Origin of the sequence: Ralstonia sp. ASV6 (assembly GCF_016429285.1) — a bacterium.
Classification (GTDB): domain Bacteria; phylum Pseudomonadota; class Gammaproteobacteria; order Burkholderiales; family Burkholderiaceae; genus Ralstonia; species Ralstonia flaminis.
The window spans coordinates 22183-32877 of record NZ_JAELUI010000058.1 but is presented as its reverse complement, the minus strand read 5'-3'; the positions used below and the strand labels follow the sequence as shown (position 1 = coordinate 32877).

The following is a 10695-nucleotide window of genomic DNA, read 5'->3' as shown; positions in this document are numbered from 1 at the left end:
TACCGCGCTAGCGAGGCGTCGCCCCAAACTGAGTAAACGCCCGCCCACTGAGTTCCAACGCATCCATGACCGACCGCTCCACCACCGGTGCAAGCGAAGTCATCATCACCATGATGAGCATCAACCCCACCACCAGCGTGGCGGAAATGCCCACAGCAAAGGGGTTGAGCGCCTGTGCGGTGCGTGCGAGCACCGCAAAGCCCAGGTTGACGATCATCATGATGGCAATGATCGGCAGAGCGACGCGCACGGCCAGCGCGAAGGCAATGGTGCCGCCTTCGGCCAGTGCCTGCCAGCCGGAGTTGGCCAGCGGTGCGGCCGAGACGGGCAGGGCGGTAAAGCTGTCGAACAGGGCGTGCAGCAGCACGAGGTGCCCGTCGCCGGCAATGAAGGCGGTGATGGCCGTGAGGTTGAGGAAGCGGCCGAGCAGCATGCTGCTTTCGGTCTGCTGCGGGTCGATCAGCGTGGCAAAGCCCAGGCCCATCTGTATCGACATCAGCTCACCCGCGCCACTGATAGCGCTGAACACGAGCTGCACGCAAAACCCGAGCGACAGGCCAATCGCCACTTGCAGCAGGGTGATCCACAACCCCTCGTACGAGCCCACGGACACGCCAGGCGGCACCGGCAGTATCGGTGCCAGCGCCACCGTGAGGATCACGCCGAATGCCACCTTGATCGACATCGGCACCTCCGTGTTGGCAAACGGCGGCGCAATGGCAATGAATGCCAGAATGCGCACGAGCGGCCACCAGTACATGGCGATCCAGCCGTTGAGCTGGGTGGCGGTGAACTGGATCATGGTCGATTTGGCGGAGTGGGGCGGCTACGTCAGCTCGGCTACGTCAATTCACGTAGTTGGGGATGTTGGTGAGCAGATCGCGCGTGTAGTCAACGATCACGCTCACGAGCCAGGGGCCAGCCAGGATCATGGTGGCGGCCACGGCCACCAGCTTGGGAATGAACGACAGCGATTGCTCGTTCAGCTGTGTGGCAGCCTGGAACACCGCCATCAGCAGGCCAACCACGAGCGATACCAATAGCATGGGCGCGCCCACCATCATGGCGACCTGCATCGCCTGGCGCGCCATATCCAATACGTACTCGGGTGTCATGACGGCTCCTTATTGCGCAAAGCTCTGGGCCAGCGAGCCCAGCAATAGGTGCCAGCCATCCACCAGCACAAACAGCATGATCTTGAACGGCAGCGAGAAGATCGACGGCGTGACCATCATCATCCCCATCGACATCAGCACCGCCGCCACCACAATGTCGATCACCAGGAACGGGATGAAGATGGCAAACCCGATCTGGAACGCGCTCTTCAGCTCGCTGGTGACAAAGGCGGGAATGAGCGCGCGCATGGGCGTCTGTTCGGGCGCGGCGATGGGCGGCATGTTGCCCATCTTGACGAACAGGGCGAGATCCGGCTCGCGCGTCTGCTTGAGCATGAACTGGCGCAGCGGGGTGGCCGCGGTGTCCATGGCCTGTTCTACGGTGATCTTGTTGTCGCGCAGCGGCACGTAGGCGTCGGTGTACACCTTGTCGAGCACCGGCGACATGACGAAGAACGTGAGGAACAGCGCCAGCCCGATCAACACCTGGTTGGGCGGGGTGGTCTGCGTGCCCAGCGCATGGCGCAGCAACGACAGCACGATGATGATGCGCGTGAAGCTGCTCATCATCAGGATGATGGCTGGCAGGAAACCCAGCGACGTGAGGAAGATCAGCGTTTGCACCGGCAGCGTGTAGCTCTGCCCGCCGGCAGTGCCCGAGAGCAGCGGCAGGCCGGGTTGCGCCTGCGCAAACACGGCGGGTGCGGCACACAGCAGTGCCAGTGCAATCAATAGACGCACACCAGGGAAGACAGCACGCATGTTCATTCCGACTTCCCCGTCAGATGGCGCTTGACCTGGATGGCCAGTGCGTCGGCAAAGGAAGGGGGTTTGGTATTGGCGCCGTCACCGGAGCCGGCATCCGGCTCGGTAGGGCTGGCAGGCTCAATGGGGCGTGGCAACGTGTGCAGCGTCTGCACGTTGTGCTGGGTGACGCCCAGCACCAGCCACGTGCCTTCCACTTCCACCACCACCACCTTCTCGCGGGCGCCCAGCATCTGCTGCGCCACCACCGAGACGACCTGGCTGCGGCGCCCAGGGCCCATGCCCGCACGCTGCTGCAGCCTGCGCAGCAGCCAGCCGGCTGCCACGATCATGGCCAATACGACAAACAGGCCGCCCAAGGTGCGGGCCCAATCAACTGCATGGTTCATTTCAACACCTTGCCCGGGGGGAGCAGTGGTTGCGCAGGGTGCGTCAGGTGCGACGCTGGGTGGTTCAACTCAGCGGTTCAACTTACGGATACGTTCGGACGGCGTGATGATGTCGGTCAGGCGGATACCGAACTTCTCGTTCACCACCACCACTTCGCCCTGGGCGATCAGGTAACCGTTGACGAGCACGTCCATCGGCTCACCGGCCAGTGCGTCCAGTTCCACCACCGAGCCCTGCGCCAGTTGCAGCAGGTTCTTGATGGGCACCTTGGTGCGGCCAAGCTCCACCGTCAACTGCACGGGGATGTCCAGAATCATGTCGATGTCGTTGCGCGAGCTGGTTGTGCTCGGGCTGTCGGCCATCAACGGCTTGAAGACCGAATCGGCGGCTGGCGTCGGAGCGGGCGCGCTTGCCGGCGGATTGGCTGCGGCGCGTTGCGCGGCTTCCAGGGCCATGGCCTCTTCCATCGTCATCTCGACATCGATGTCGTCGGCGCTGGTCTCGGGGTTCATGGTCGGTTCAGTTGTCATCGTCAGACTCCATGGCAGATTCACTGCCGCTCATATTCAGCATGCGGTTGACCCGCAGGGCGTATTGACCGTTGAAGGTGCCGTAGCTGCATTCCATGACGGGCACGCCGTCCACCTTGGCGGTTACAAAATCGTCGAGCTCAACCGGCAAGACATCGCCCACCTTCATGTTCAGGAGGTCAGAAAACTGCACGCGGGCGGTGGTCAGGTCGGCAATCAGTTCCACCTCGGCGGTCTGCACCTGCTGCGAGAGCAGCCGCACCCAGCGCTTGTCCACTTCCAGCGCCTCGCCCTGGATGGCGGAGGTGAGCCGGTCGCGGATCGGCTCGATCATCGTGTAGGGCATGCAGATGTGCACGTCGCCGCCGTTGCTGCCCAGCTCCACGCTGAAGCTGGTCGTCACCACCACCTCATTGGGCGTGGCCACGTTGGCAAACTCGGTGTGCATTTCCATGCGCAGCTGTTCGAACTCGATCGGGTAGATCGGCTGCCATGCCTTGCCGTAGTGGTCGAACATCAACTGCAGCATGCGCTGGATGATGCGCTGCTCGACGTCCGTAAAGTCACGGCCTTCCACGCGCATGTGGAAGCGCCCGTCGCCACCGAACAGGTTGTCGACCACCAGGAAGATCAGGTTGGGGTCGAACACGAACAGCGCCGTGCCGCGCAGCGGCTTGACGTGCACCAGGTTGATAGCGGCCGGCACGACCAGGTTGCGGATGAACTCGCTGTACTTCTGGACCTTCACCGGCCCAACGGAGATCTCCGCATTGCGGCGCATGAAGTTGAACAACCCCAGGCGCCAGTTGCGCGCAAACCGCTCGTTGATGATTTCCAGCGTGGGCATGCGCCCACGGACGATGCGCTCCTGAGAGCCCAGGTTGTAGGTGCGGATACCAGACGGGTCGGCCTCGACAGGTTCCTCGTCGACCTCGTTGGTGACGCCCTTGAGGAGCGCATCGATCTCCTCCTGGGAAAGAAACTCTTCCTTGAGCATGTCACTGGATCACGAAGTTGGTGAACAGGACGTCCGCTACCGGCGATTCCTTGCCGACAGCCTTGAACACCTGCTCGCATTGTTCGACGATTTCCTTGGCGAGTGCGGCCTTGCCCTCTGCCGGATAGAGCTCGGTGGGCGACTTGCTGGCCAGCAGCGTCAGGATCCGGCTGCGCAGTTCGGGCGTGTAGGTCTTGATGCCTTCTTCTGCGTGCTTGTCAAAGCTCTTGAAGGTGATGCCGATCTGCAGATAGCGATCGTTGCCTTCCTCGGGCTTGAGGTTGACGGTCAGGGTGTCCATCGGCACGAACACCGGCTCTTTGGGCTTGGCCGGTGCGGCGGGGGACGCAGCGTGGTTGGCGCCTCCCAGGAAGAACCAGGCAGCGGCGCCGCCCATGCCGACGAGCACGAGCACGATCAGGATGATCAGCAGCAGCTTGGTAGAGCCGCCCTTGGCAGCAGGGGCGGGTGCGGTAGTGGCGGCAGCGGCTTCGGCCATGGGGATCACTCGGAGGCTATAGGGGGGTGGGCCTTCCCGGCTCGAAATTCGGAAATTCCAGAGTCGGGTTCTCGGATGGCATTCTTCACCACCTCTGTCCAGCTCATTCCGCCAAGAAACGCGGTCAATCCCGTCTATCTCGGGGGTTTGCGGCAAAGAGATGGGTGGATTTGGTGACTGTAAAGTAATCTATAAATCACTTTATGGCGATGCATCTCGCCCCCATGCGCCTTCCTCACCGCCCGGCGCGCAAGCCGCTGCGTAAAAGTGATGTCGGCCCGAAAGATTTGCCCGCGCGTGCCGTTGTAGTTGTGCAAAGGGCGCCGGGCAAGTTTTCGGCGCCGCACAAACGTCCAGCCGGAAGCCGTCTTGAATTCCTTGCCCTTTCCCACCCGAGCTGCTCTTGGCGCCGTCGATGCCGACGGACTGCCAGCTGACTGTCCGGCACGCGGCGAGCCACCGGGCTTCTGCCCGAAGCTCGACCTGCTGTCGATGGTCAACGCGCTGACTGAGGGCATTCTGGTGTGTGACGGCCAGCGGCGGGTGACCTACGCCAACCCCAGCGCCGCGCGCTTGCTGGGCGTGCCTGTGGCCGACTTGGTGGGGCGCACGCTGGCGCAGGTGGTGTTGTCGGCCGTTGACGAGTTCGAGGCGCCCATCCACGACACCGACTGGCCCGACCGCGACGTGATGGCCGAAGGCCTGCCGCAGTTGAGCCAGATTTTCGGGCTGCATTGCCAGGACGGCCGCACCGTGTGGGTGTCGAGCAACTGGACGCCGCTGTACACGGAGGGCGGTCACTCGATGACCGCTGTGCCGGCGACTGGGGCCAATGCGGGCATGCCGCCTTACTCCGTGCTGGTGTCGCTGGTCGACATTACGCAGATCCGCGAGGCGCAGCAGCGCATCCGGCATCTGGCCACACACGATACGCTGACCGGCCTGCTGAACCGCTCCGCGCTGGAAGACCGTCTGGAGCATGCACTGGCCATCGCGCGCCGCAACCGTACGCGCGTCTCGGTCATGTTCCTGGATCTGGATCGTTTCAAGAACGTCAACGACACGCTGGGCCACCAGTTTGGCGACATGCTGCTGCGCGAAGTAGCGGCCCGCCTGCAGGCCTGCGCGCGAGAGGCCGACACGGTGGCGCGCCTGGGCGGTGACGAGTTTGTCGTCATGCTCGAATCGCTCGACGGCCTGGGCACGCGCCGCGTGGCTGAACGCATTCTCTCGGCCATCAGCGCGCCCTTCTACATCGAGGGGCAGGAGTTGTTCCTGGGCGTGTCGATCGGCATTGCCGTGGCCCCGCACGACGGCGACGACTCCAACACCCTGCTGCGCAAGGCCGATGCGGCCATGTATCTGGCCAAGGAGCGGGGCCGCAACAACTTCCAGACATTTACCAGCGATCTGGACGACCGTGTTTCGCGCCGCTTCCGCATTGAATCGGGCCTGCGCCGCGCCAGCGACCGCAACGAGTTCTATGCCGACTACCAGCCGCGCGTGGACGTGAAGAGCGGCCGCATCGTCAGCGTTGAGGCGCTGATCCGCTGGAATTCCGCAGATTTCGGCCGCATGATGCCCGGCCAGTTCATCCAGGATGCGGAAGAAACCGGCCTGATTGTTGAGATCGACCGCTGGATTCTGCGCGCCGCTTGCGATCAGCTTGCGCGCTGGCGCCGCATCGGGCTGCCGCAACTGCGCATGTCGATCAACCTGTCAGGGCAGGCTTTCAGTTCGGGGCAGCTCAGCACCATGGTGCGCGGGGCGCTTTCCACCAGCGGCTTGCCGGGGGACGCGGTTGAGCTGGAGATGACCGAGGGCATTTTGATCCGCGATGATCCGTCGTTGCATGCGCTGCTGACCGAGCTGCGCGCGATGGGCGTGTCGCTGGCGCTGGATGATTTCGGCACCGGATATTCATCGCTGTCGTATCTGCACCGTTTCCCGATCGACACGCTCAAGATCGACCGCTCGTTCGTGCAGGATTTGCCGCACGTGGCCGAACGTGCCGCCATCACGCGGGCCATCATCATGATGGCGCAGGCGATGGGCATGAAAACCGTGGCGGAGGGCGTGGAGACCACCGGACAGCTCGATTTTCTGCGCGAAGTCGGCTGCGACGAGTATCAGGGCTACCTGCTCACGCGTCCGCTGGAGCCATCCGCTGTACAGGAGTTGGTGCGCGAGAACGTACGCCGATATGGCGAGCGCATTCCGCGACTTCTTTGAGTTTGGAAAACGCCCCCGTGCTGCGGCTTTGCGGGGCGTTCTACAGGTGCAGCCCGTTGCTGACCACGTACATGGTCATTTCGGCGTTGTTGCGCAGCTTCATCTTCGAGAGCACCCGCCCCCGATAGACGCTGACTGTCTTGGCGCTGATCTGCAGCGCCTCGGCAATCTCGCTCAGCGTGCGGCCGGAGCCGAGCATGCGCAGGGTCTGGAATTCCCGGTCGGACAGGATGTCGTGGCGGGGCTTGTCCCAGTCGACGTTCAGGTTGTCGGCCAGCACCTCCACCATGTCAGAGGGCAGGTATTTCTTGCCCTTGGCGATGGCGTTGACGGCCGCCAGCAGTTGCGGCTGGCTGGCGTCCATCGGTAGATAACCGGACGCGCCGGCCTTGAGCGCCCGCACAGCGAGCAACGCCTCGGGGTGACGGCCCAGCGCCAGTATGGCCAGGCGTGCGTGCTGCTGGCGTACGGTCTTGATGGTCAGGAACTCGTCACCGGTGGCAGATTCCACCGAGAACAGCATGACGTCCCACTCGCGTTCGGCAAGCAGATCTTGGTTGGCGTTGTGCAGGTCGGGGACTGCCTCGATCTGCCGGGCCAGGCGCGAATCCTTGAGGATCTGGCGCAAGCCGGCACGGGCAATATCGTGCGGTTCAACAATCAGAACGTTAAGCATGGGCGTTGCGGGTCAAACGGGCTCACTTCAGAGCTCTTCTAGCCGCCAGCGGGTCTTGGACCTGTGGATCATGCTGGCGGGCCGTGCAACTCCCCATCTGTGCGGCAGCGCTCTGTGCTCTATATAGAGGCGGGCGCTTTTGAACGGATCGATCGAGTATAGCCGAGCACATGCCGGCCAAGAAGGAGGCCCGGCGCCTCTTTTGGTGGGGGGCGGAAGTAGGGGGTGCCTCCCAAGCCAAACCGCCGCTCGCGCACAAATTTGTCAAGTTGCCCCTAAACTTTCTGCCGCGGCCACCGATAACCTGAGTACAACGCAGACCTGATCCCCTTCAAGTTGCAGGTCACGTTGCCCGGCCTAGCCGGAACGAGCAACCAAACGGGCAACAACGCCATCGGGAAACTTAGGAGCCGTCATGTCCCTCAGCCTTAATACCAACATCTCGTCCCTGCAAACGCAGCAAGCTCTGTCGCAGTCGCAGAACGCTCTGCAAACGTCGCTGCAACGCCTGTCGACCGGCCTGCGCGTGAACAGCGCCAAGGACGATGCCGCTGCTTACGCTGTGTCGTCGAGCCTGACCACCACGCTGAACGCACAAACCCAGGGTATCCAGAACGCCAACAATGCACAGTCGTACCTGCAAACGGCCGACTCGTACCTGAGCCAGGTTGAAAACAACCTGCAGCGTATGAACCAGCTGGCAGTGGAAGCCAACAACGGCGGTCTGTCGACCACCGACCAGGCCAACCTGGACAAGGAATACCAACAGCTGGCCTCGGCCAACAAGAACATCGAAACCAACGCCAACTACAACGGCGCCAAGCTGTTTGATGGTTCGGTGACCTCCACGTCGTTCCAGTACGGCCAAAGCGCATCGACCGATGTGGCAACCGTTACGAACGCCAACCTGGCCAGCTTCGGTACGCTGACCGGCACGAGCGTGACCTCGACCGCCAACGCAACCGCAGCCCAAGCCGCGATCGCCACCGATCTGGCCAGCCTGAAGTCGGCACGTGCCAGCCTGGGCGCACAGCAAAGCGGTCTGAGCTCGACCATCAACACGCTGACCTCGTCGAACACCGCGCTGTCGGCTGCCAAGTCCGCCATGATCGACACCGACTACGCGGCTGAAACGTCGAACATGACCCGTCAGAACATTCTGCAGCAAGCGGGTACGGCCATGCTGGCGCAAGCCAACTCGGCACCGAACAGCATCCTGAACCTGCTGAAGGGCTAATGGCAGGTTGATGCAGGCTCGGCCGTCCAGATCATCGGGCGGTTCAAGCGAAGGCCGGCGCTCCTTGGGGCGCCGGTTTTTTTTTGAGGTGGGATACCCCTCTTCATCGGGGGCGGCGTTTGGCTAACCCGCCCTAAAGAAGTGACAGGCGTTGCCGTTGAGAAGGAAGACTTCCGCCGATGCAGACGCTCATCAAGATTCGATCATGGCGACTACCACCACCTCCTCTACCAGCAGCAACTACGTTCCGCCGATTTCGATTCCCGGTATCGGGACGAGTATCGACGTCAACTCGCTGGTCACCAGCCTGATGAGCGTGGCAAGCCAGCCGCTGACGCAACTACAGAGCCAGCAGACGTCATACCAGACGCAGCTCTCGGCCGTGGGCACGCTCAAAAGCTCACTGTCGACCTTCCAGACCGCACTGTCGAACCTGACCACGGCGTCGAGCTATAGCGCCATGAAGGCCAGCGGCTATGACACATCGGTGCTGAGCGCATCGGTCACGGGGTCGGCTCCGGCCAGTTCCTACGCTGTCAATGTCACGCAGCTTGCGCAATCGCAGGTCCTGGCAGCGAAGGGACAGGCCTCCACCACGACATCCATTGGCGGTGGTACACCGACCACGATTTCGTTCTCGTTCGGTACGGTGTCGGGTGGCACCTTGTCGAACGGTCAATACAGCGGCGCCACGTTCACGCAGAACGGCGGCCTGCCGGGCGGCTCAATCACGATCAATTCGTCCAACAACACGCTGTCCGGCATTCGTGATGCCATCAACTCGGCCAACCTGGGCGTGTCGGCGAGTATCGTGAACGACGGCAGCGGCAACCCGTATCGCCTGGTGCTGACCTCCACGGCGGGCGGCTCGAATTCGGAGATGAAGATCTCCGTGTCGGGGGATTCGACCCTGTCTTCGCTGCTCTCGCAAGACCCGTCCGGCACGCAGAACATGACCGAGGTGACCACCGGGCAGAACGCCCTGGCCACCATCAACGGCATTGCGGTGCAGAGCCCGACCAATACGCTGTCCAATGTGGTGGACGGTACGTCGTTCACGCTGGCCAAGACGGGCAGCACCACCGTAACGGTGGCCAACGACCCGACTGCCACCACCACCGCCGTCACCAACTTCGTGAACGGCTACAACGCGCTGCGTACGCAACTGAACACGCTCACCAATATCGACACGTCCAACAGCGCCAACAACGGCCCGCTGGCTGGCGATGTGAGTACCAAGACGTTGATCAACCAGATTACCGACGTGCTGGGGCAGGCCGTTGGCAGCGGTAACTACCAGTCACTGGGCAGCGTGGGCGTGACGATGAACTCGGACGGCACGCTGTCGATCAACAGCAGCACGCTGTCGGCGGCCATTGCTGCTTCGCCCAGCCAGGTGGCGGGTCTGTTTGCGGGCACGGGCACGGCCACGGATGCGCTGCTCAATGTGCCGACCTTCTCGGACACCACACAGTCCGGCACCTACGCGGTGAACGTGACGCAACTGGCGACGCAAGGGTCGCTGGCGGGGTCGGCTGCAGCTAATACCACCATTACCGCAGGCTCGAACGATACCCTGGCGTTCAATATCAGTGGCATCGCCGTCAACGTGACGGTGCCGCCTGGCAGTTACAGTGCGGGGGGGCTGGCCACACAGATCCAAAGCCAGATCAACGCATCATCTGCGCTGCAAAACGCCAAGATCACGGCGTCGGTGTCGGCCAATGCCAGCGGTGTGCTGTCGATTACCGACAATCAGTTCGGCTCGATTTCGTCGGTGTCGGTGTCGGGCAATGGTGCGGCGTCGCTGATGGGGGCGAGCCCCGCTGCCACGATCGGCCAGGACGTACAGGGCACCATCAACGGTGTCGCCGCCACGGGATCGGGCCAGAACCTCTACGGCGCCAGCGGCACGGCGGTCGATGGTCTGACTGTGCAGGTGACCGGCGGTTCGGTGGGCAATCGCGGCACGGTGACGGTGCAGCGTGGCTACGCCGCGCAGCTCAACACGGTGATGACCAACCTGCTGGCAACCAACGGCATGGTGCAGAGCGAGACCGACTCCATCAACAGCTCGCTCAGTTCGCTTGCCAGCCAGATCAGCACGATGCAGACGCAGCTGAGCAATCAGCAAGCCCTGTACTACACGCAGTTCAACGCGTTGTCGGCAGCGGTGGCCAGCATGTCGAACACCAGCAGCTACCTGACTACGCAGCTCGCGGCGATCCAGAATCAGACCACGAGCGGTTGATGC

General features: G+C 62.7%; 11 protein-coding genes. 3 read left to right on the top strand and 8 right to left on the bottom strand.

Features of this window, described 5'->3' with window-relative positions; all coding sequences use genetic code 11:
* Nucleotides 1-7: 7 nt before the first annotated feature.
* The 7 genes from fliR to fliL all read right to left on the bottom strand — a co-directional run bounded on the left by fliR (nt 8) and on the right by fliL (nt 4296).
* Nucleotides 8-802, bottom strand: a complete 795-nt coding sequence (gene fliR / locus JHD73_RS13610; protein ID WP_199030805.1) for a flagellar biosynthetic protein FliR — start codon at nt 800-802, stop codon at nt 8-10.
* 43 nt (nt 803-845) lie between these two features.
* The gene (gene fliQ / locus JHD73_RS13605) at nt 846-1115 is read right to left on the bottom strand and encodes a flagellar biosynthesis protein FliQ (RefSeq protein ID WP_021193480.1); all 270 of its coding nucleotides are present in this window, start codon (nt 1113-1115) and stop codon (nt 846-848) included.
* A gap of 9 nt (nt 1116-1124) precedes the next feature.
* Nucleotides 1125-1883 carry a flagellar type III secretion system pore protein FliP gene (gene fliP, locus JHD73_RS13600; protein WP_199030804.1) on the bottom strand — a complete coding sequence of 253 codons (759 nt, stop codon included), beginning with the start codon at nt 1881-1883 and terminating at the stop codon, nt 1125-1127.
* Complete coding sequence (gene fliO / locus JHD73_RS13595; protein WP_199030803.1) at nt 1880-2269, bottom strand: flagellar biosynthetic protein FliO; 390 nt, start codon at nt 2267-2269, stop codon at nt 1880-1882. Before fliO ends, fliP begins: the two co-directional genes overlap by 4 nt.
* A 69-nt stretch (nt 2270-2338) precedes the next feature.
* Nucleotides 2339-2800 carry a flagellar motor switch protein FliN gene (gene fliN, locus JHD73_RS13590; protein WP_199030802.1) on the bottom strand — a complete coding sequence of 154 codons (462 nt, stop codon included), beginning with the start codon at nt 2798-2800 and terminating at the stop codon, nt 2339-2341.
* Nucleotides 2790-3797: a flagellar motor switch protein FliM gene (fliM, locus tag JHD73_RS13585; RefSeq protein ID WP_199030801.1), complete on the bottom strand. Its 1008-nt coding sequence runs from the start codon at nt 3795-3797 to the stop codon at nt 2790-2792. Before fliM ends, fliN begins: the two co-directional genes overlap by 11 nt.
* 1 nt (nt 3798) lies before the next feature.
* Complete coding sequence (gene fliL, locus JHD73_RS13580; protein ID WP_048935572.1) at nt 3799-4296, bottom strand: flagellar basal body-associated protein FliL; 498 nt, start codon at nt 4294-4296, stop codon at nt 3799-3801.
* Between the two features lie 492 nt (nt 4297-4788).
* Between fliL and JHD73_RS13575 the strand changes: the two genes are divergently transcribed.
* Nucleotides 4789-6528 (top strand): bifunctional diguanylate cyclase/phosphodiesterase, encoded by a 1740-nt coding sequence (locus tag JHD73_RS13575; protein ID WP_233176957.1) that lies wholly within the window; start codon nt 4789-4791, stop codon nt 6526-6528.
* Between the two features lie 40 nt (nt 6529-6568).
* Here the strand turns inward: JHD73_RS13575 and JHD73_RS13570 are convergent, their stop codons facing one another.
* Nucleotides 6569-7204, bottom strand: coding sequence for a response regulator transcription factor (locus tag JHD73_RS13570; protein WP_199030799.1), 636 nt, complete (start codon nt 7202-7204; stop codon nt 6569-6571).
* A 415-nt stretch (nt 7205-7619) separates the two neighbouring features.
* On the opposite strand from JHD73_RS13570, the gene JHD73_RS13565 reads away from it, so the two are divergent.
* Nucleotides 7620-8441: a flagellin gene (locus JHD73_RS13565; protein WP_199030798.1), complete on the top strand. Its 822-nt coding sequence runs from the start codon at nt 7620-7622 to the stop codon at nt 8439-8441.
* Nucleotides 8442-8646: 205 nt separating this feature from the next.
* On the top strand, nt 8647-10692 hold the full coding sequence (gene fliD, locus JHD73_RS13560; RefSeq protein WP_199030797.1) for a flagellar filament capping protein FliD: 2046 nt from the start codon (nt 8647-8649) through the stop codon (nt 10690-10692).
* Nucleotides 10693-10695 lie beyond the last annotated feature (3 nt).

Excerpts from the sequence above, each read along its gene's own strand:
- fliQ (WP_021193480.1), bottom strand. The coding sequence starts at position 1,115 with ATGACACCCGAGTACGTATTGGATATGGCGCGCCAGGCGATGCAGGTC.
- fliD (WP_199030797.1), top strand. The coding sequence starts at position 8,647 with ATGGCGACTACCACCACCTCCTCTACCAGCAGCAACTACGTTCCGCCG.
- fliP (WP_199030804.1), bottom strand. The coding sequence starts at position 1,883 with ATGAACATGCGTGCTGTCTTCCCTGGTGTGCGTCTATTGATTGCACTG.
- fliN (WP_199030802.1), bottom strand. The coding sequence starts at position 2,800 with ATGACAACTGAACCGACCATGAACCCCGAGACCAGCGCCGACGACATC.
- JHD73_RS13575 (WP_233176957.1), top strand. The coding sequence starts at position 4,789 with ATGGTCAACGCGCTGACTGAGGGCATTCTGGTGTGTGACGGCCAGCGG.
- JHD73_RS13565 (WP_199030798.1), top strand. The coding sequence starts at position 7,620 with ATGTCCCTCAGCCTTAATACCAACATCTCGTCCCTGCAAACGCAGCAA.
- fliL (WP_048935572.1), bottom strand. The coding sequence starts at position 4,296 with ATGGCCGAAGCCGCTGCCGCCACTACCGCACCCGCCCCTGCTGCCAAG.
- fliO (WP_199030803.1), bottom strand. The coding sequence starts at position 2,269 with ATGAACCATGCAGTTGATTGGGCCCGCACCTTGGGCGGCCTGTTTGTC.
- fliR (WP_199030805.1), bottom strand. The coding sequence starts at position 802 with ATGATCCAGTTCACCGCCACCCAGCTCAACGGCTGGATCGCCATGTAC.
- JHD73_RS13570 (WP_199030799.1), bottom strand. The coding sequence starts at position 7,204 with ATGCTTAACGTTCTGATTGTTGAACCGCACGATATTGCCCGTGCCGGC.
- fliM (WP_199030801.1), bottom strand. The coding sequence starts at position 3,797 with ATGCTCAAGGAAGAGTTTCTTTCCCAGGAGGAGATCGATGCGCTCCTC.